General features: G+C 27.6%; 15 protein-coding genes. 2 read left to right on the top strand and 13 right to left on the bottom strand.

The window, feature by feature from the left end:
• Positions 1–159: 159 nt before the first annotated feature.
• The 5 genes from AC4FRL_RS02695 to AC4FRL_RS02715 form a co-directional block, all read right to left on the bottom strand.
• A complete protein-coding gene (locus AC4FRL_RS02695; protein ID WP_491138547.1) occupies positions 160–501 on the bottom strand; it encodes a PqqD family peptide modification chaperone in 342 nt (113 codons plus the stop codon).
• Complete coding sequence (locus AC4FRL_RS02700; protein WP_491138548.1) at positions 494–2431, bottom strand: OPT family oligopeptide transporter; 1938 nt, start codon at positions 2429–2431, stop codon at positions 494–496. The genes AC4FRL_RS02695 and AC4FRL_RS02700 overlap by 8 nt, the downstream gene beginning before the upstream one ends.
• 836 nt (positions 2432–3267) lie before the next feature.
• Positions 3268–3582: a hypothetical protein gene (locus tag AC4FRL_RS02705; protein WP_491138549.1), complete on the bottom strand. Its 315-nt coding sequence runs from the start codon at positions 3580–3582 to the stop codon at positions 3268–3270.
• Positions 3583–3906: 324 nt separating this feature from the next.
• Positions 3907–9546, bottom strand: a complete 5640-nt coding sequence (locus tag AC4FRL_RS02710) for an NPCBM/NEW2 domain-containing protein (RefSeq protein WP_491138551.1) — start codon at positions 9544–9546, stop codon at positions 3907–3909.
• 434 nt (positions 9547–9980) lie between these two features.
• Positions 9981–11363: an MFS transporter gene (locus AC4FRL_RS02715; RefSeq protein WP_491138552.1), complete on the bottom strand. Its 1383-nt coding sequence runs from the start codon at positions 11361–11363 to the stop codon at positions 9981–9983.
• A gap of 506 nt (positions 11364–11869) precedes the next feature.
• Between AC4FRL_RS02715 and AC4FRL_RS02720 the strand changes: the two genes are divergently transcribed.
• Entirely contained in the window at positions 11870–12619 is a 750-nt protein-coding gene (locus AC4FRL_RS02720; protein ID WP_491138554.1) for a GntR family transcriptional regulator, read from the top strand.
• A gap of 42 nt (positions 12620–12661) precedes the next feature.
• Here AC4FRL_RS02720 and AC4FRL_RS02725 read toward each other — a convergent pair whose 3' ends face one another.
• Positions 12662–13843 carry a NupC/NupG family nucleoside CNT transporter gene (locus tag AC4FRL_RS02725; RefSeq protein WP_491138555.1) on the bottom strand — a complete coding sequence of 394 codons (1182 nt, stop codon included), beginning with the start codon at positions 13841–13843 and terminating at the stop codon, positions 12662–12664.
• A 408-nt stretch (positions 13844–14251) separates the two neighbouring features.
• Positions 14252–15373 (bottom strand): S41 family peptidase, encoded by a 1122-nt coding sequence (locus AC4FRL_RS02730; RefSeq protein WP_491138557.1) that lies wholly within the window; start codon positions 15371–15373, stop codon positions 14252–14254.
• A 331-nt stretch (positions 15374–15704) separates the two neighbouring features.
• Between AC4FRL_RS02730 and AC4FRL_RS02735 the strand changes: the two genes are divergently transcribed.
• The gene (locus AC4FRL_RS02735; protein WP_491138558.1) at positions 15705–16157 is read left to right on the top strand and encodes a DUF1097 domain-containing protein; all 453 of its coding nucleotides are present in this window, start codon (positions 15705–15707) and stop codon (positions 16155–16157) included.
• Positions 16158–16219: 62 nt separating this feature from the next.
• Here AC4FRL_RS02735 and AC4FRL_RS02740 read toward each other — a convergent pair whose 3' ends face one another.
• The 6 genes from AC4FRL_RS02740 to AC4FRL_RS02765 form a co-directional block, all read right to left on the bottom strand.
• Positions 16220–16834: an NUDIX hydrolase N-terminal domain-containing protein gene (locus AC4FRL_RS02740; protein WP_491138560.1), complete on the bottom strand. Its 615-nt coding sequence runs from the start codon at positions 16832–16834 to the stop codon at positions 16220–16222.
• Positions 16835–17090: 256 nt separating this feature from the next.
• Positions 17091–19106: a hypothetical protein gene (locus AC4FRL_RS02745; RefSeq protein ID WP_491138561.1), complete on the bottom strand. Its 2016-nt coding sequence runs from the start codon at positions 19104–19106 to the stop codon at positions 17091–17093.
• Between the two features lie 441 nt (positions 19107–19547).
• Positions 19548–21137 carry a recombinase family protein gene (locus AC4FRL_RS02750; RefSeq protein WP_491138562.1) on the bottom strand — a complete coding sequence of 530 codons (1590 nt, stop codon included), beginning with the start codon at positions 21135–21137 and terminating at the stop codon, positions 19548–19550.
• 361 nt (positions 21138–21498) lie between these two features.
• The gene (locus tag AC4FRL_RS02755; protein WP_491138564.1) at positions 21499–22413 is read right to left on the bottom strand and encodes a DNA primase family protein; all 915 of its coding nucleotides are present in this window, start codon (positions 22411–22413) and stop codon (positions 21499–21501) included.
• The gene (locus tag AC4FRL_RS02760) at positions 22394–22669 is read right to left on the bottom strand and encodes a hypothetical protein (RefSeq protein ID WP_491138565.1); all 276 of its coding nucleotides are present in this window, start codon (positions 22667–22669) and stop codon (positions 22394–22396) included. Before AC4FRL_RS02760 ends, AC4FRL_RS02755 begins: the two co-directional genes overlap by 20 nt.
• Positions 22670–22687: 18 nt before the next feature.
• Positions 22688–23092, bottom strand: a complete 405-nt coding sequence (locus tag AC4FRL_RS02765; protein WP_491138566.1) for a hypothetical protein — start codon at positions 23090–23092, stop codon at positions 22688–22690.
• Positions 23093–23107 lie beyond the last annotated feature (15 nt).

Here is a 23107-nt window from a genome sequence, read left to right on the forward strand (position 1 = left end):
CATACTTTAATATGGTCAAGAATAATTTAAAAGCTTTTATCTTATAAAGAAGCTTAAAGCCTTACCTTTTATTTTCTTAAAAAGCTATTTTAATTTTACATAAAATAAAAAAGTAACCTATAAGAGTGTTATCCCTTATAGGTTACCCAAAGAATGAATTTATTCTACTTTTTCAATATACTTGCAATTTAAATATATATGATTTAGGAAAAGTAACAATCTTTCATAAAGAGGTTCTACCTTTTCTCCAAATCTATCCTTTAAAATTTCCCCAATTTTTCTTACAGTATTTTCACCATTAATATTTAAAAATACCAAACTACCATATTCATCTAAAGTAGTTCTTTTATACATTGGAATTTTAAATTTTAGCTTTCTGAAAAATCTTTGAATCTTATGGTCTTGTTTTTCTAAAATAGTAACTATACCATTTTCATCAACCTCATATTCAATTTTATCAGAAATTTTAAAGTGCATATCTAAAAGCTCTTCATTATCCATTTTCTTTCACCTTATTGTTTTTTACTTTAGACCTCATAATAGGTACAACTGTTGTAAGAACTAAAAGAACTAAGACTATAATAGCCATTCCATTAGAACCTAGGAATCCAGCTGGTGTACCTGGTTTTATGATACCAGTTACTTGTAGGATTATTCCTATTAATCCTATTATAGAACCTCCAGCTACTAATCCTGAAGATAAGCTTATACCATTTGAAACTCTAACTTCTCTATCATGTGCATTCTTAGTGATTTTTTCTACAAATACACGGATTAATGCACCAACTAAGATTATAGAAGTTGTTGAAATTGGTAAGTAGAAACCTATAGCAACAGTCATTATTGGTAGGTCTACTAAGTATAAGAATAATGCCATAACAACTCCAACTATTATCATTGGCCATGGTAAGTTACCTTCCATTATACCTGAAGTTAAAGTAGACATTAAGTTAGCTTGTGGTAAAGCAAATTGAGCATCCGCTCCTGTTTGAGTTAATTGGCTAGCTAATACTAAAACTGTTCCTGTAACAACAACAACACCAATTATACTTGCTATCATGAAAGAATTTTGCATTTCTTTCTTGCTTCCACCTATGATGTAAGTTACCTTTTGAGATTGGCTGTATCCACCTGCTACTGAAATTGCAACAACCATGAATGTAGCAAATAATAAAAGTGCTTTATTATCAGCTTTTCCAGTCCATCCCATAACAACGAATACTAAAGTTAAGATAACTAAAGAAGCAATTGTCATACCTGATACAGGAAGGTTTGATGTTCCTATAGTACCAGTTAAACGACCTGCAACTATTACAAATAGTAAAGATAAGATTATAGATACTATTGCACCTGCTAAAGCCATAGCAATACTATTTGAAATAAAGAATCCAACAACGAAAACTATAACAGCACCTGCTAAAAGTATTATTATAGGTCCGCTATTCTTTTCTCCTTTTCCATCAGCTGAAGAACTTGCTTTTAAAGTTTCTTTTATAGAAACTACTATAGTTGGTATAAGCTTTACAGCTCCTATAATACCACCACAAAGCATCATTCCAGCTCCTATATACTTAACATAGCTTCCTGAGATTGCATTTACATCCATTTGGCTTATTAAGATTGAAGCATCATTCCAAGAATGCATGCTCTTTTCAGCCATATCACTGAAGTAACCTATTAAAGGTGCTATACCAAAGTTTGCTAAGATAGAACCTGCAAACATTGTAAGAGCAACTTCTAAACCAACTATAAATCCAATACCTAGTAAAAGTGGGTTTACTTCTATTGAGAATTTCCACTTATAGAATTTACTACCTACATAGTTTACTGTATTGTTGACTACATTTAAAAATGATCCAGTTAAAACGTTTATGATACCACTTATAACAAAACCAATACCCATAAACTTAATTGATTCTTCACTTCCTTCAGAAGCAACTAAAGTTTCAGATATTGCCATAGATTCAGGATACATAAGTTTTCCATGTTCCTCTATGATTAAGTAGTTGTAAACTAATGATAGTCCTCCTATACCAAATAGAACTCCTCCAACACCAGCTGCTACCCCTTCTAGGAATGTAAAGTTACTTCCTATTAATAAGATAGCTGGTAAAACGAATATCATACCACTGGCAATAGATTCTCCTCCACTTGCCATACCTTGAGTTATGTTTTTCCCAAGAATACCCTTACTACGAGCAAAAATACCTACAAAAACTGACCCTATAATAGCTCCAGGAATACCTGCTGCAACAGTTAAACCTGATTTCATACCTGAATAAGCAGTAGAAGCAGCAAAAATAACAGCTAAGACTATACCTATAATTAAAACTGGAACATTTACTCCTTTTTTGGACTTTCCAGTGAAATAAGGAACGTAATCTTTACCATTTACACCGCCATAAGCTTCCTTAGGTAATTTCTTTTTCATAGACCTAATCTCTCCTTTCATTTATTTATACCAAAATAAGAAGACTTAATTTAAGAAAACTTAATTGATATATTTAAATTTGCTATATTTTCTATAAAATGCACAAATATTATATCTCACCTTATAGAGAGTCTTGTCTACTTTCAATAATAGTTGCACACATTATATACAAAAACTTATTCTTAAAAGATAAAATATTCTTTTAAGTAACTGTCTTTAATATGCTAAAACTTAGCATAAATTTAAATTATTATGTCTTCATAAAATTATAAAGAAGAAATGCTTATACCTTAAGCAAAATATTACTTTAGTAAGCTTAATATTTTGCTTCTAGTGCTTATTTATTCCCTATTTAGTTTTCCATTATTTCAATGGGTTATTTTACCATTAAAATATTTTTATCATGTTATAATGATACCACTTTATGAGAAAAAAAGCCATGATAATTCTTTCACATATACAAAATTTTTACATTTATTATTCTCAAAACTTTAGATTATTAAAATTTAACAATCTTTAACTGTATTTTTTAAAAAAATATTAAAGAATAATAGGTTTTTTTTATGTTTTACATAAGCTTTTATGAATATTTTTAAAAAAAATTGTTTTTTTTTATTATAATTTAAAGAAATTTAAAAAAAGAAGGATTATAATCACTTTTTGTCAATAATCCTTCTAAAAAGATTTTATTAATAAATTATTTTCTTTTTATTAAAATCTATTTAACATACCCTTTTAAATAAAAATATTTATGATTTTTTAAGAGCTTTAAGCAAGTTTTTTTCTAAATTTAAAGTCTTTTCCCTATAAAATATTCTAATAAAACTTCTATAGCTTTACCCCTTTTTTCTATAACTTAAAAATCCAAAGGCCATAATAGCTACAACAATTTGCAAAAGTATATAGGAGTATATCTCTTTGGTTTTTAAAATATCATGTTTTATCATTTCCTCTTTTATTCCCTCTCTTTTATCCACTCCTTTAAAGGAGTTTTCAAAATCCTTACAAAGTTCATAATCCTTGTTTACTATTTTCTTACTTTCCTTAAGCATTATATTATTTCTAGGAATTGCACTTAAAAAAGCTACAGAGAGAAGAAGAAGGGTAATTTTAAAAATTAATTTCAAAAAATCCTCTTTCTTTTTGTTCATTAACCTTATTCCCTTTTCCATATTTTTCTTTTTAATTTTATTCTTCAACATATTACTACATATAAAAACCTTTGTAAATATATTACATTTATTTTAATATGGCTTATTTTTAGATTCTTTGAAATTATTTTTACTTTAAGCTATAAATAAATTCTATTTTTATCCCTTAAAATTTATAAGACTATTACCTCTTAAATACCTTTTCTCTCTTTTTAAAGCTTAAAGGATTTAACTTTTAAGAAAAATAAAATTAATATACAAATAAGTTTTAAATAAAAAAGAAGGAGCACTTTAGTACTCCTTCTTAAATTTAAGCTAAAAATATTATTTTAATTCACCTTGCATATAAGTTAGGGTAAATACAGCTGAACGTATTTCTTCATCTGTAGAATTTGGATTATTGTATATATCACTTGCGTAATCTATAGCCCAAACAAAGTTTTCCCATCTTATTTGAATATAGCCTTTATTCTCAATTTTTTTAGCTTTTTCTATAGTTTTTTCAAGTTCTACTCTGTTTTCTTTAAGAACTAAATTCTTCTTAGCAGTTTCTAATTCCTCAGTCATAGAGTCTATTTCTTTTTGAGTTGCTTCTTTATTTTCTAAAGTTTTCTTAGCCTTTGCAAGAACCTCTTCATAAGCTTTAAAGCTATTTTGTTCGTAATTTAACTTTTGTAACTTACTTCCTTCCTCTACAAGACTTTGAAGTTTTGTAAAGTCAGTTTTCTTAACTAAAGCTTCATAAGAAGTATTTAACTTTTTATAAAGGTTGTCTACTTCCTCTTGGTTATATCCATCCTTTAAGCTTTCTTGAACTTCTTTTAAAGTATTTTGTAAGTTATTAAAGCTTTCTTCTTCATAGATGCTTGGATTTAATTTTTCTACCTTTTCAACTAAGTCATTTAAAGGAGCCTTATCTATAGCTTTTCCATTTTCATTTGCATAGTATAACTTACAATCTCCAAAACTTCCATGGTCTGAACCATCTCCATTTCCTCCATCTGTAACTACTAATTTTAATTCCTTAGCTCCATTAATATCTACTAAGACATACTTAGCTGGGTCTTTTGAGTTCATTAATCCACTATCAAATTTCTTTTCTCCATCTACATAAACTTCAAAGCTTACAGAACCTATGCTTCCATACATTTCTCTGTCTACTCCTACATATGAGCTAAAGTAGTCAAAGTTTTTATCACTTAAATCATAAACTATTGTAGAAGTTGAGTGAGCTCCTAAACCTCTCTCATAATTTACAGCTTGTCCTTTTTCGTTTGTTAAGCTTATAGTATGTGAATCTATAGATTTATCCTTCTTAGGACCTGCATAAGTGTGAGTTTCTTTCTTATAGTCATAATCTGTTAAATATTTAAAGTCATTCATATCAACAACAGCTATAGTTCTATCTTTAGAAACCTTATTTCCATCCTTATCTTCTACAGTATAAGTTATTTTATATTCACCTGGCTTATCAAAGTTGACATCCCCTTCAACTTGAACCTTATCTGTTAAATCTCCATCTTCTACATCAATAGCACTAAATTCACCCTTAACATCTATAGGTTTTCCTACAGTTGTTGAAACAGATTTTGGAATATTTAATTTTGGTATAGCATTAGAAGTTACTAACTTAGCATCTGCAAAGTCTGCATGGTCTGAACCATTTCCATTACCACCATCTGTAACTACTAGTTTTAATTCCTTAGCACCTTTAACATCTACATTAACGTACTTTTGACTAGTTTTGCTTCCCATAACTCCACTATTGAATTTTTCTTCTCCATCTACAAATACCTTAAATACAACAGATGGGTTATCTCTAGATCCCATAGCTTCATCTACACCTACATAAGCTTCAAAGTACTCGTAATTCTTTCCTTCTAAGTTATAAACATACTCAGCTGGTGCATGAAGTCCTAAACCTTTATCATATTTTACATAGTCTAAGCCATTTAAAAGAGCTATTGTATTTCCACTAATACTCTTATCCTTTTTAACTGTTCCGTATCCTACTTCTGCTTTTTCAGCTTTTAAATCACTTAAATAATCTTTTTCACTAACTACCCTAACCTTAGAAGTTTCTGTGTATGGCTTATTATTATTACTTAATATTTCATAAGTTACTTCATATTCTCCAAGGTTAGATGTATCAACATTATTTGCTTTAACCTTAACCTTGTCTTTTAAAGAATTACCCTTAATATCAAAGGCATTTACATAATTTTCAGGTTTAAATTCTTCACCTAATTGTAGGGTAATTACAGGATTTACAACTAAACGAGGTTTTGTAGATTCTACAGTTATTGTGTCTAAAGTATTTAACTTCTTGTCATAAGGAGTGATTTCATAAACTCCATTTCCATCTACTGTTGAGTTTCCATCTACAAAGGTATTCTTATATGCAAAACCTACATACTTACCATCTTTACGTATTTCATAACCTAAGATATTATTTTTATCTTCATCATTTACATCAAATATAAACTTAACTTTTCCATCTTCATTAGCAGTTTTTATATCAACCTTTGCCTTATCAGTAAATCCATCACCTTTATACTTATAAGCAGTTTCATTTATGAAGTAAATCTTCTTATCTGGTTTTTTATACTTTTTACCTATTTCTTCTTTTACTTTTTCATCTACAAAGATACCATGTCTAGCAAAGAACTCTGTAAGATCTAATTGCATAGCATCAGAAGCTGCAACAACCCAAGATTTATAAATATCTTCTCTGCTATGGTTTCCAAAGTCTTTATTTCTAAATTCTCTTTCAAATTTTCCATAGAAAGTATCATCATAAATTGTTAATTGCCATAATGGTGCTATTTGAGTTAAATCAGTACCGCCACCTAGCTTATTGTTTGAGTAATCATCTAAACCTACTTTAGGATAGATTCTCTTACCCCATACATCTTCATAAGTCATCTTTGTTTTTCCATCATTTTCTTGTTGGAAATGTAAAGACATCATATTATTTGTAACCTCTGGAATAGTTCTTCCATTAGTATCAAAGTTGTGTCCAAGCTCATGGGCAACTCCCCATCCTTTATCTGCATTTAATATGCAATCTTGGTTTCCAGGTCTTATACCTAAAACACCATTTGCAGCATTCATAAAGGCATTTCCGCTTAAGTTCTTAACCATTGGCATTATTCTAAAGTTAAAGTCTGAGTTTACCTCATTTGAATTATCAAATCCCCAATAATTCATTGCTTCTTTAACATAAGCATCCCAAGCTTCAGCAGTATATTTTGGAGTTTTTCCTGTTTTCTTATACCAATCTAAAGCGTAAGTAGCCTCAGTAAATTCAAGAGATTTATCTCCACTTACTGCAAAGATATTAGGTGTTGTATCAGGCTCTTTCTTAATTTTCTCTACATAAGCTTCTAATTCTTTCATAACCTCTTGGTCATCAGATTTTCCTAATATAAATACAGGGTATTTTGAAGCACCTTCTATTCTAACCTTTGGAGCTTCTGTTTGTCTGTCACTTTCATAGTTTGTAAAGTATAATTCTCCACCTTGTATTACATTTTTAGGTATTCCATTTGAATCATAATCTACAGTTGGTATAACTATTTCATTATATCCTGGTTTTAATTTAAAGTTTACAGAACCACCATGTTGAGTAAGAGCTTGTTTATATAATAAAGTTGGTGTAGGCTCACCTGGTTTAACATCTACATAAACCTTTATTTTATCTCCAGGTCTTGCACTATAACCTGTTATTTGCCAGTCTTGGAAACGCCAAACCTTTCTCTTTACAGCTTCCTCTACAGAATTTCCTCTTCTCTCTAAAGTAAATACTTCTTCCTTTCTTGGAGATGAAAGTATAGATTCTGCTAAATCTATATTAGGTTTAAAAGTTTCATATAAAGGATTCTTACTTGCAGCCTCTCTTAAAGCATTTATTTTATCAAGACTATTAAATTCTTCACTAACTTCACTCATAGTACCATCTGTAAATAATTTTGGTATGTAGGAATAAACCTCATCTGGCTTATAGAACATTAATTCATTTATAGATGCAGAGTTTTGAGAAGATTTATTAAATACAATTTTAACTCTCTTAAACTCAGTTGGGTTAAATTTAACTTCAACTAAACCTGAAACATCTTGAGAAGTTGCATTTGCTACTAAATTATAAGTGTCTCCCTTGCTAGTTCTAGATGCATATATAGAAACATCTTCCCCAAAACCTTTTAAATCGCTTTGTCTTGCACCATATAAGATTCTATCTAAAACTACAGGTTCCTTAAATTCAACCTCTACAGTGTTTTTAAAGGAATTTGTATTTAAATTACCTGTTTCCCAGTAAGTATCTAAATTATTATCTATTGCAGCCTCAATCTTTTTATCTGCATAATGTCCACCATTATTTTTAATAGATTTTATATTGTCATAAGGCACTCTATATAGCTTATTATACTCATCATTTTTATTGTAATTTATGCTTATACCATTAGTTGCTACAGCTTTTACATCCTCTTGGCTTAAAATAGCCTTAGCATCATTTATGCTATCTTTATAATCTGTATATAATGGGTGTTTTTTAGCTTCTTCTTCTAGCTTTTTCATTCCCTCTTCATTATTAAACTTATCTGAAAGTTTAGTGTAAGTGTTATCTGCATAAATTGAGTTCATATCATCTAAAACAGGGTCTTCCTTATAGAACATCATTTCTGAAGCAGTAGCTGTTCCATTGTTTTTAAATACAAACTTAATTCTCTTAAATTTAGTAGGGTTAAATCTAATTTCTTCAACATCTGCAGTTTTCTTACCTGTTCCTTCTGCCACTAACTTAAAGGTATCTCCTTTACTTGTATCAGAAGCCCAAACCTCAAAGTTTTCTGCAAAACCTACAGTATTCCAAGCTGACCTATAAGCTATTCTATTTAAAACAGTAGGTTCTTTTAAAGTGAAGATAAGTTCATTTTTAAAGGAATCTGAAGTATGCTTTCCAGTTTCCCAGTAAGTATTTAAATTATCATCTATTATATTTTCAGTTCCTACACTTCCATTTAATTTTCCACCAGTACTTGTTATACTTTCAATATTGCTATTGTCCATTTTAAAGGCTTGGTCATAAGCACCTCTTTCCATTGAATAATAAGGTGCAAACTTAGTCATAGTAGTTTTTGTAGCTTCTATTTCCTGTGAATTTAATAAAGCCTTTGCATTTTCACATTCTTCTACACATTGAGCATGTAAAGGATGGTTTTCTGCTTCCTTCTCTAAGGCATCAATACTTTCCTCAGTTTGATAAGCCTCTGAAACCTTATTCATTTTTCCATCTGTGAAAAGCCCCTTCATATTATCTCTTACTTTATCTTCCTTATAGAAAGAAAATTCTGAAGCTGAAGCCCAATCTCTTTCCGCCTCGTCAAAAACGAATTTTAATCTTTTAAATTTTGTTGGGTTAAATTTAATTTCAATCATATCATTTATAGAGCCATTATACTCTCCGCTAGTAACTAAATTGAAATTATCACCAGAATCCTCTAAAGATGCGTAAACCTTAAATTTCTTTGCAAACCCCTTTCCTCTTGTTCCGTCTCTTCTTGCTGAATAAACAATTCTATCTAATTCTACAGGTTCTTTAAAAGTTACAACAACCTCATTTTTAAAATTTGCATCATTATGCTTTCCTGTTTCCCAATGAGTATCTAATTTTCCATCTATTGCTTTATCAATAGTAGAATTTCCATATACTCCTCCGTTATTAGTAATTGAGATTATTTCATCTCTCTTTACCTTAAACTGATTATCATATTCCTTTAGACTTTTGCTATTTTCTAAGTCAAACTTACTTACAGTTGCTTTAGAATTTTCAACCTCATCTTTATTTGACTCTATTTTAGAAGCCTCTTTATTTATATCCTCTGCAAAAACATTCATAGTTGTAGAGGAAACGTTAATAAACATTGTTGCTAAAAGCATAGCTGCTATTTTTTTCTTATTCATTTTTCTTCCTCCTATTAGTTTTATATTTGGCTTATCTAAAAGTGCACTAAGAAAAAACCTTTAAATTTAATTATGCTAAATTTCTACAAAAAATTTATTAGTTTAATCTTTTCATCTAAATTTTTTTATATTTTTTATAATAAAATTAAAATTCGCTTTAAAGCTTTAAAAATATAATATCATATTTTCTAATAATCATTATCACTTTTGTAAGAAAATTCATAAATAATAGGTTCTTTTTAAATTATATTCACAATTTTAACAGTTTAACAATATTTATTTTTTCTAAAAAAAGAAAAACCTAGAAAATACCCTCTTTAAAGGTAATTTTCTAGGTTCTATATGTTATTTGTAAAGTGTGTGTGTTTAGTATTTTTAAGTTATAGTTATTTATATTTTTAAAAAATCTTTTTTATTTAGAAAAACCTATATTCTTAATTTTTCTCTTTTCTTCCGACTAAGAAGAAATATAGTAAAAGTGCTACTAAAGAAATAATAGCTAAAACTATTAATACATTGCTGTAATGAACTACTAGATTTTCCTTAAATAATCCTGTTATGTTATTTTCTAAAAGCTTAGTTTCCATAAGTATTGCAACATAAGCTATTCCTATAGAAGTTGCTATGTTTAAACAGAAGTTATAAAAACCTATAGCAGTTCCTGTCTTTTCCTTTGGTATAGTTCTTGTTAAAGTGTCAATCATAGGTGCATACATTAAGGCAAAAGAACTTGAGAATAATACCATAACAAGGATAAGTACAAAAATATTACTTTTAACAAAGAAAGCCCCAATTAAAAGACTTATTATTATTCCTAAAATAGCCCCTTGAATACATTGTTTACTTCCTATTTTTTTAGAAACCTTTCCTGATAAAGCACCAACTGTAGCTGCAATAACATAAGAAGGTACTAAAAGTAAAGATATTTGGTCTAACTTATATCCATATAAAGTATCCACAAGGAATGGGAACATAAATATAAATGCAAGTTGTACGCTATATATAACAAAGGCTACAAGTAATACTGATATAAAGTTTCTATTTGTGAAAAACTTAATGCTTATAAAAGCATTTTCATTTTTGCTTATGTATATTAAAAATAAGGAAAGTGCAACTAAAAATCCTATTAAAACAAACCAGTTAAAGCCTGATACAAAAACCATTAAAGTTGCAGCCACTGCACCTACTAAAATAAAGCCTACATAATCTACATTACTCTTTTTAATTTCTTCTTTAGGGATATACTTTAAGATAAAAGGTAATATAAGTAGAGTTAATAAAGGAATTAAAAATAGTACTTGCCATCTTAAATATGTTGAGATATATCCTCCTGCAATTGCTCCAATTACTTGAGATATTGCATAACTACTTGTACTAAAACCTAAGTATTTCTTATGTTCACTTTCTTTAAAATATTTAGCTATAAATATTACATATAAAGTTTCTGCACTTCCTAGACCTGCAGATTGAATTATTCTTGATATAACAATAATTAAAAATGAGTTCTGAAAAATAAATCCTAATAAAGAACCTACACATATTAATATAATACCTAAAACTAAAAGTGTTCTAACGCTTATAGTATCTGATAAAGAAGCATAAACAACAGCTCCAATTCCAATTACTAAACCAGCTAAAGTAACTTGCCAACTAACTTCTGTAGCTGAAATATTAAAAGCTTTAGCTAAGTCCGACGAAATAATTTTAAATGAGTTGTCAATAACTAAAGCAAAAATCATTAAAGCTAATACAGCAGGTACTGCCTTTTTAACTTTTACTTCTTCTACCTTTTCTAAGGCATTAAGTGAAATATCCATTTTAAAACCCTCTCTTTTCCTTTGTTTTAATTTAATTTACTAATAATCTTCACTAACTTGTCTAATATTTTTAATCCATCCTCCCTAAATATCGTTTACAAAATATACTAAAATCAAGGCTTTAGCACATTTATTTAACTTGTCTATTTTTAGTCTATTTTTTAGACAAGTTAATACTATCATATCTTTATTTCAATTTCAACACTTTTTATAAATCTTTATTTTCCTTCATTTTATGGGAAAATAAGCTATTTAATAGAGTTTTTAACTAAAATCAAGAAAAGCATCTCATACAAAACCTAGTAACTTGTCTAAGAAACTTGTCTACTTTAAAAAAGATATGTTTAATAAAAATAAAAAATATATATTTTTTCCTAAATTTTCTTCTATTTTTATATACTTTAACAAAATAAAATCTACTTAATTTAAATAAAGAAAAATTTATGATATACTATTTTTGTTAAAGAATGTATATAATATAAAATTAAAATAAGTTAGGTGTTAAGATGAAATTCACTATAAAAGATACTAAAGATTCAAAAAAATTACTCTATAGAGAAGTTTATGATAAACTCTACAAAAAAATCATAGAGGGTGAATATGCCCTAAATTCAAAACTTCCTTCAGAGCCAGACCTTGCAAAAAGCTTTGGAGTTAGCCGTATGACCTTAAGACAGGCTTTAGCCCTTCTTCAAGATGATGGCCTAGTAAAAAATATAAGGGGAAAGGGAAATTTCATAACAACTCCTGAAAAATCTTTAAAAAAAGACTTTTTAGAGTTAATAGGAAATCCTATATATAAATGTCATACAGAAAAAATTGAGGATATAGATTTAGAATTTAGATTAGAACTTCCTAGTGATTATACTAAAGAAGTTTTAGAAAAGGATTCCAAGGCTGTAGTTGCCTGTGAGCGTTATTATAAAAAAGGAGATAAAGTTTTAGCCTATGCCTTTACCTTTATGGATTTAGAAAGAGCAGAGGAATTTAATTTAGACCTTCATAAAGAAGAAGAACTTTTAGACTTTCTTGAAAATAAGTCCTATGAACTTTCAGAAAGCTCCTTTTTAGAAATAAAACACTCCTCAGCAGGAAACTCCCTTAACCCAAAATATAAATTAGTTGGGGGAAATCAATGTGATTTAATTTTAGAAAGTCTTTACACTAAGGAAGATGCTTATCCTATTCTATTTAATAAATACTATATTCCTTCTCAATATAGCACTTTTAAAATAAAGGCTAGAAAAAAGGAATAAAAAATAAGGTAGCAAATAACTACCTTATTTTTTTATCTTAAATTATATTATAAGTCCTACTATAGTAGCTGTTAACATACTTACTAAAGTTGCTCCATATAATAATTTAAGACCAAATCTTGCAACTACATTTCCCTGCTTTTGATTAAGCCCCTTTACAGCTCCTGAAATAATTCCAATTGAAGAGAAGTTTGCAAAGGAAATTAAAAACACAGAAACAATTCCTATAGTTCTTTGAGATAATTGTAAATTTCCACTTGATAATAAATTCATAGCTACAAATTCATTAGATACAAGTTTTGTTGCCATTACACTAGCAGCTTGTATAGATTCATTTACAGGCACACCCATTAAAATAGCAAAAGGAGAAAATACATATCCTAAAATCTCTTGAAAGCTCATTCCAAAAATCGCTGTAAATATCATATTTATTACGGCAATAATTGCAACAAAACCAACTAACATAGCAGCTACTATAACAGCTACCTTAAATCCATCTAAAATATATTCTCCAAGAACCTCAAAAAAGCTTTGCTTCTTTTCCTCCTCCACAATTAAAATATCATCTTTCTCTGATACTGTATATGGATTTATAACAGAAGCTATTATAAAGCCTCCAAATAAGTTAAGAACAATAGCAGTTACAACATATCTAGGCTCTAATAAAACCATATAAGAACCTACTATAGACATAGATACTGTAGACATTGCAGAGGCACATAGAGTATATAATCTATGCTTTGGCAGTAATCCAAGTTCTTTCTTTACAGAAATAAAAACTTCAGATTGCCCTAAGATTGCTGAAGCTACAGCATTATAAGACTCTAACTTACCCATACCATTTATCTTACTTAAAACTAAGCCTATGTACTTAATTACAAAAGGAAGTATTTTTAAGTATTGTAAAATACCGATTAAGGCAGAAATAAAGATTATTGGTAAAAGAACACTAATAAAGAATGAAAATTGATCATTATTAACTAATCCACCAAATACAAAGTTTACTCCATCTCCTGCACACTCTAAAAGAACTTGGAAGCCATTTGCAATACTTCCTACTAAGTAGTTACCAACCTCAGTATTTAAAAGTAGAAAGCCTAATATAAATTGTAAAATAAGCATTAAAACAACGGGCTTATATTTTATATTTTTCTTGTCGCTACTTCCAATCCAGGCAAGGGCTAAAATAACTATTAATCCTACAACTCCAATAATATATTTCATTTTTTCCTCCTTTTTTATAACCATAAATTTAAGCACCCTTATTTTGTGCATATGGTTAAATAAATACACCTTTAGTAGATTGATTTTTTAATAAATTTTAAAAAGCTTTTAAAGAAAACCTTTAAAAAAACTTTTAAAAAAATATTAATTTGTACATTTTTTCGACACAATTATAAACATTTCAATTATAAATTTCTTTTAAAATTCTGTAAAGACTTATTAACATTTAAAATCAAAGAAGAAGTAGTCCTTATTATAATTTAAAGGGTATGAATACGTTTCGAACAAAAAAATACAGATTTTATTCCTTCTTAGGAATTTTTTATAAAAAAAACCACCCTTTTTCTAAATTTTAAAGGGTGGTTTAATTTTTTTATTTGCTTTTAAATTTAAAAAACTAATATTAATTTACTCTAAACAAGGAAGCTTTTCACAAGGATTTTTATAATTACTTAATTCTTCATAAACATATTCCTCTGGATAAAGAGCAATAACAGAATCCTCTTCAATAAGTCTAAAAAATTTTGTTGAATAAGATATTAAAAACTTGCTATTAGGAAGGGTAAACCTTAAAACTTCTCCATAAGAATTAGGCTTTCCTCCTGTTGGCTCCCCAATTATTTTAACCTCTGTATTATTTTTCAAATCATAAGCATTTATAAGTGCCGAAGAAAAGGTTTCTCTACCTATTATAAGTTTTAAGTTTCCTTTTTTATTTATCCTTTTATTCTCTTTTAAATAATCTATTAAAGGAGTAAATAAAGTTGAATCTCCTCCTAAATTATTCCTAAAATCTATAATTACCTTCTCTATTTTCTCTTTTTCAATTTTATCTATAATTTTTTTAATTTTATTTTCTATGCTTTCCTCTCCCTTTTCTCTACAACTATTATATTTTATATATAACTGCCCCTTATTTAAAAGCTTAAACCAAAGATTGCAATAATCTTTTTTAGCATACAAAGGAAGATTGTGATTTACATAATTTAATTTATCAAAGGAACAAGTTTCTAAGCTATACTCCCCACTTTCTAAAGTTATATCTATTTTATCCATAGTATCACTTACTAAAAGTCCATATAAAACCTCTGCTATTTGCATATACTTCATACTTTGAGCCTTAAAAAAATACTCATTTTCAAAGGATATAATCTTTGAAAGTTCACATAAAACCTCTTTAATTTCCATATCCCCAAGGGCTAAAACTTTCTGAAAAAGCATATGCTCATATCCTTTACAAGCATTTATAATATAAACTCCTTCCTTAAAATAATAAAATTTTAAGGGAATAAATCTTTTAGCTGGAAATACAAGAGATGTATGAGCATCCTTTATAGAAGCAACAATTCTAGAAATTTCAACCTTCATCTCCTCATAATCTAAGCTATTAACAATAGATTTTAAACTCTCTACCTTCTCATCAAAACTTTCCTCACTAGTATAGGCAAATAAATTCTTATGCCTTTTTTTAAGTTCCTCTCTTAAATACTCAATATCTTCTACCCATTTTTTCTCCCATAAACTTTCCATAATTTCTCCTTTAGGAGAAAGCTAAAGTTAATAAAACTAATAAACTTCTCCTTAAATATTTATATAAAAACCTTTTTAAAATTTCTTTATACCTTTATATTTTAACACATAATAAAGTTGATTAAAGGTTTACTTTTGGATAAAATATTAAAGTACGACATATTTTATTAACTTTCTTATTAAAATAGACTTAAATAAAGTCTAGGCTTAAATATATTAATAAAAGTCTAAAAGAAAAATAAATAAAACTTAAGTTTAAAGTAAAAATAAATATCTTTAAACTTAGATAAAACTTTAAAAACACAAAAGATTAAAATTAAGGAGGATTTTTATGGATTTACTTTCATATGTAGCTATTAGCGTTGGTGTACTTTCTGGAGTTTGGGCATGGATGGCCTCAACCTTTAATATGGTAAGTTGGACTGGTTTTGTAGGATGGACTAGTTATTATTCCTCAGGGGGAATGAGTAAAGGACTTTTTAAATCACTATTCTCAAATGCTACAGGAATTATATATGCTCTTCTTATTATAAAAGGTTCTTCTATATTTCCAAATGAATACTGGTCTTACTTTTTAACAGCCTTCTTCTCTTTTATGATGGTAATTCAAGCGAAACTTAAAAAGCTAGAATTTATATCTGGAGCATTTTGTGGCTGTTTCTCAACCTTTGGATTAAATGGAGATTGGCAAGCTGTAATACCTGCTCTTCTTTGTGGAAATATTCTAGGATACATCTCTCAAAAAATAGGAATATACTGCCACAAAATCTTTTCAAAAAAATAAAAGAAAGACTTTATATTAGAAAACTAATATAAAGTCTTTCTTACTAATTTTAAATTTTAATATTAATCTATCAACGTTTTCCAATTATCATCTTTATATGCTTCAAAACACATTTCAATTTGTTCTTTATTATTCTTTTCTGTAGATAATTCTGGTAATTCACTTAAAGAAAAATATTTATATTCAGTAGTTTCAATATTCTCTGTAAATTTACCACCAATTACGGAACATAAAGCAAATATTTTACATACTCCATAGGCATAGATAGGCAAATTATGTTTTGCTCTATCTTGAATAGCTATAACTTTGTCTACAACTACATCTAAACCAGCTTCTTCTTTTGTTTCTTTAATAATATTATCCTTAACAGAAATATTTACATCTACCCACCCACCAGGCAATGACCACTTTCCATTATTCTCTTTAACTAATAATATCTTATTATTTTCAAATATCGCTGCTCTAGTGTCTAACTTTGGTGTTTGATATCCTGTTTCATTACAAAAAAGTGTTTTTACTTTTTCAAAGGAAACATCAGATTTTAAAGCCATCATTTCAGTAGCAATATTTCTAATTCTTTCATATCTCTCTTTATCATAAGCATCCTTACTATACGTTAACCCTGCTTGAGCTAAACTTTGAAGTTCAATTGCCCATTCTATAATTTTATCTTTCATATTTTTCTTTACTCACCTCCACTTTTAAATGATTACCAATATGTATCTGTTTTTCTTTATCAAATCCCTATTATTTAAATATAATAATATATAAAGCAAATTATATATTAATTCTTTATATGATAAAAAACCACGATACTTTTATCGTGGTTTTTTTGGTGGAGGCGATACGTGACCTTTAAAATCCACTACTATAAAGTATTAAGATTATATATCTTATTTTCCCTATCTCCACCTAAAATCAACTATATTATTTTTATTTTACATAAACTATATTGTTTATTATCGTTGCCATTTTTAAATTTATCCAATTACATATAGAGGACTCCCAATAATTTTTATCTGAAAACTTATTATTGAGTAATTCAAGATTCTTTTTAAATCCAACTTGCCAATTACAAGCATAGTAACAATCATTAAAATCTTTTTCCATATAATCATAGCTTAATTTCTTTGCTAAATCATTTAATAAAAATATTCTATTATTATTTATATAACGCTTCACTCTCAAATTTAACTCTTCTTCATTTTCTATAATAATATTAGATAAATCAATATTAAATAATAATTCATTTTCACTAAAAATGTCTGTTTTTCTTAACCATGCACCTATCATATTAGCTATAAATATTCTAAAATTATCTCTTGTTTCTGATTGTGTTTCGTGTCCTAATCCAATTTTAGCTTTATTATAATAATTTGATATGCTTCTCCCATGAAAATCACCATTTATATATTTAAGGTATTGACCATTTTTATGTATTTCATTATAATTTACTAAATTATCAGATAATTTTGATATATTTTCAAATAATACTTTTAATGCTATACCCTCTTCATTTCTATTCCTTTTAACAGCAATTAATATTCCATTTTCAGAGTATTGCTTTTCAATTGCCTTATTTAAATTAAGAATTATTCTAAATATTTTTTCTTCATCCAACTCTTTACCTAATGCAATTTTTAACTCCTTTGTATCATTAGGAGCTAATGATATAAATTCCACAGTATTATTCATATTGTACTTATTATTTCCTATTTTTAAATCTTTATTATTATCTAAACATAAATATTCTAGTTTATAACTTTCAAATGCACTTTTATAATATTCACTAGCTTCTATTTCTGGAATCTCATTTTTTCCAGTATTTTTTTTATATGAATTATTAGCTTTACTTTTAATAATAATATCAGCTTTTGTTCTACAAACTGTAACTGCTTTACCATTTAAAATATTCTTTTTGGATAATACTTCAATACAATCTTCATAGACAGTATCTTTTTCATCTGATTTGCATATAAAAAGCAAAGAGTCAAATGAATTGGCTAGCACTCCATCTATTTCATTTTCTATAGATGATTTTTCATCTGATATATGTGTTATTCCCATAGTATCTAATATATTTATAACAAAAGGTTTTTCACTTGTTCTATAGCCTTTATTATAAAATTCTAAAAATTCATCAGATGGTCTAGTAATATAAATTACTTCTGAAAAGACTAACGAAAATACACTATTATCATCAAATATATCTGACATAAAATCAGCTATTTTCTTATCTGTTACATCTTCATATATTATATTTTCACTATTATTAAAAAACTTTTTATAATAATTTAATATGCTCATATCAAATCCTTTAAACCAGTTTTCTAAATCTGTCTTTTCAATATTATTATAAAGTCTATTCTCTATTTCTTCTAAAAACACATCTTTCTTTTTTAGCCCTCTTATTTTTTTGTCTTTCCTTTTCTTAAATTCTCTTTCACATTCTTCTTTAAGTCCATTCCATATTAAACTTGATAACATTCTCAAATTATCAATTAATACTTCTATTTTATCTGAATATTCTTCTTTCAAATAATTAAATGCTCTATATTGCTTATTTTTAGGATTAAACATTTGTAAAACATTTTCATCATCTATTTCTAACAACTCTAAATCTTCCTCATTATCTATTAAATTATATAATAAAGATGCTAATATTGGAATTATATTCCTGCTGTAATCTGTTCTTGTAGCTTTAACTTTAGCTTTTATATAAACTTTATTTATTTCCATCATTTCATTTAGTGATAATTTAAATTTAAACAAACTCTTTTGATTTTTCTCTCCAATATTATTGCTGAGCCTCTTATTATCCTCAGGACTAACTAAATATCCAAGTATAGTTGACTTACCACTGCCTGTTGGTCCAGAAATACAAATCACATTACTTATTTTTACTGCATCCTCCAATGCAACCATACTTTTCATTTTTTCTCTCATCATTATTATATTCCTCCTAAATATTTATTCTAAAATTTGAATGACACTATTATTTAGGTTTAATAAATAAAAAAGCTTATAGTTTAATAAACTATAAGACTACACTCATAATTCATCAAAGTTGTACTAAACAATCCTTACTAATATATCATATTTTACGTTTTCGAGAATTCGTTATAATATATTAATAGACAAATTTTAGAATTTTAAATTTTATTTTAATAACAAATATATGATTTAAAATAACAAAAAACTTATAGTCTAATAAACTATAAGTTATCTACTCATAACCTATAACTTATCGAAGTTGTACTAAACAAACCTTATTAATAATATCTTACCAAGCGTTTTCGAGATTTCGCAAAGATATATTAATAGATAAATTATTTTAAAATATTAATTTGTTATTTAGTACTTTTATTCTATTGCAAATCTTCCCAACTGTCAACTAACTTTTATATAAAAACTATCACTATATCTTTCATATAACTCATATCTTCTAATTTTACTTACAACCTCTACTCCTTGATTATTTTTAAGCAAAGAAAAAGACACATTGAATGTGACTTCAATGTGTTCTTTATAAATAACTACTTCTTTTACGAAGCTTTGAATAAATTTTTTACATTCTGGAATATTTCTACTCATTACATAACTACTAAAATTGTTTAGTAAGATTCTAACATCACTTTCTGTTATAACTTGAGTTATTTCATCTGATTTTAACTCTAATAGCTTGAATTCTAGTTCTGATTTTCTACTTTTTAGCTCATTCATCTTTACCTTAAACTCCTCTTGCATAAACCCACTTGCAATTGCTGTAACAATATTATTTATTTGAGCTTCTATCTCCTCTATTTCTCTTTTTATTACCTCCTTCTTTTCTTCTTCAAATTTGTTTTTCATTTGAAGGTTCTTATTAATTCCTTCTACTAAATGTGGTATCGCCTTGTCATTAAATATTTTTCTCTCAAGCTCTGATAATACATACTCTTCTATGTATTCCTTTCTTATTTCTTTATTGTCACATACCTTAGAACTTGTTAATCTTCTATAAGAACATCTATAAGAAACATAAATTGGTTTATTCTTTGCTTTTCTTCTATTTCCTTGATAATGTTTTCCACAACATCCACACCTAATTAACCCTGCAAGTAAATAACTCTCTTTCGCTTTATTAGCACCAGGTGCTCTCTTTCTTGCCTTTAATACTTCTTGTGCTTTTTCAAAAGTTTCCTTTGAAATTATTTGAGGCATACCTCCTTCTATCCTTATTATTTCACTTTCATCTTTATATGCATGACTATTTCTTTTTCCAAAAGCATTTTTCTTTGCACTCTTGTTATATACATATACTCCAGTATATTTTTCATTAGTCAAAATACTATGAATGCTATTAGTTTTAAAAATAGTTCCCAACTTAGTTTTAAAACCTCTTTCATTAAGCTCATTCACCATATCACTTTGAGAGTAACCTGTAATATACATCTCAAAAATTAACCTTACACTTTCAGCTTCTCTTTCATTTATAATATATTTCTTTTCTGAATTAACATCATATCCCAATGGAGGCATACCCCCTGTATGTTTACATTTATAAGCGTTTTCTTTTAACCCTTTCATAGTTTCTCTTGCTAAATTCTTAGAATAATATTCTGCCATCCCCTCAATCACAGATTCAAGTATTACACTTTTTGGGCTATCATCTAATTGTTCTGTTACACTTATTAGCTTAACGCCACATTGCTTTAACTTTCTTTTATAAAAAGCACTATCATATTTATCTCTGGAAAACCTATCTAATTTATGAACAATAATAACTTGAAATAAACCTTTTTCAGCATCCTTTATCATTCTTAGGAATTCAGTCCTCTTTCTACTACTAGTTCCAGACTTTGCTCTATCAATATATTTTGCTACTATCTCGTAATTATTTCTATCTGCAAAGTCAGAACTAGCTCTAAGCTGTGCTTCTGCTGACTCCTCCCTTTGATTATTGCTTGAAAATCTCCCATAAAAAGCTGCTTTAGTCATTTAATCACCTCTTAAACACTTTTATTATCTAAATACTTTTGGGTAAGAATATCTATTAGTACTTTATAAATACTAATATTATTAAAATCCTGACTTTCTTCTAATATTATTTTTTCTATAGAATCTCTATTATAGTCTCTTTCATAAAGTTTAGTCCTTGATATTTTAGTTTATATATATTCCTCCATTTTGTATTCCTCCCATGTATTCATTATTATGATATATACTTATTAATTGCATTTATTACATCATTGTAAGTGGATAGGTGGCTAAGTGGTTAAGTATCAGTAAAAGTTAAATTATAGAGCTTGATTTTAGAACTTTATTCAAATCCTACTACCACTTAACCACCTTGCCACTTTTATATAAATGTATATTTATCTCTTTTAGTAGGTAATTTAGAATAATCTATTCTAAAGTTTTTAAGATGTAAAGTACCCTGAACTTTCTTATACTCTAACTCTTTATTTAAAACTATTTTAGCTGAATTAGATAAAGCTTTCCAAAATCTCTGTGGTGATTCTGTACCTCTAGATGAAATATTCTGACCTCCAATCCATAATTTGTAAGAATCTAGTATCTCCTTTTTAGTTTCACTATTACCGTCTTCGTATATAAGTGCATCTTTCAAAAAGGATTCTACTGGATTTTGCTCTTCTTTATAAGCTTTTGTTACTTTTTCAATTGCTTCACACTCTGTAAATTTATAATCATTATTTATAAGTCTTTTAGCTCCTTCAATAGCCCAATTAAGAACTCCACTTAATTCTTCTAAAACTTTTTCTTTTAAATTTTTATCCATCTCTTCTTGCTGGAAAATTCTATTAAATGGAACTATAAGTATTTTTCTATAGTATCCATGAGTATTGTCTAAAGTATCTGGTAATTTATTTAACAAGAAAATCATTTTACAAGTTGACTTGTAGTTTAAATCTCCCTTATATTTTCTTGCTATGCTTGTCCTATCTCCACTAACAAATATTTTTAGATTTTCAGTACTTATAGCATTGCCAATCTCATTTTCATTTGCAATATTTACAGATTTATCTATAAGACCTTCTGTTCCAAACTTCTCTGAAAATCTTGAAAGTGGTATATTACTGACATTGGCTACTCCAACCATATTAGCAAGTATTTCTGCTATAAAACTCTTACCATTAGAGCCAACGCCAATAAAATAAAATGCCCTTTCCCCTTTAGTATTATTTATTAATGTGTATCCAAATATTTCTTGGATACACATTAATAGTCTTTCATCACCACATACTATCATCATATGGTATTAATTCTTCACTATTTAAGTTAAAAACACCATTATTTACAGGTATAAAAGAATCATCTATATTGGATATATCTATTGTTGGAACTTCTCTAATTAATCCATCAAGAATATCTCTTTCATACTGCCTTTTCCAACTATCTTCTATAGCTTCATTCATTAAATGTCTTAGAATCTTACCCATTAAATCATCTGTCAACTCTTGATAAATGCCTTCTTTTCGATTTAATATTAATAATTTATTATTTTCCACAACACACTCTAATACCTTTTATAGGTAGCTTACACATTTATTAGTATTTAGCCTTAATTTCTTTTTTTCATCATAATAATAACCTAATGAAATTGCTCTATTATGCTTAATTAATGCTTTTAACTCTTCAATTAATCCTATATCTAAAGAAACATCAATATCTGAAAATTTAATCTTACTTTCATCAATAGTTATACTGTTAAGTAATCCTTCACGTATGGATGGAAACAACTTTCCATCTATACTATCACAATGTTGTTTTAACTCTATACAAGCATCTTTATCTCCTCTATCTTTTATAAGTCTAATTATTAAATTTAACCTTTTTAAAGATTCTGGTAGATGTGTAATTATTATTATGCTTGTTATAAATTCCATAACTAATTCTAAAACATGTTTTTTTCTTGCACCTATTTTATACATATTAATCTCCTCCTA

This window comes from Clostridium sp. TJA032 (assembly GCF_058310275.1).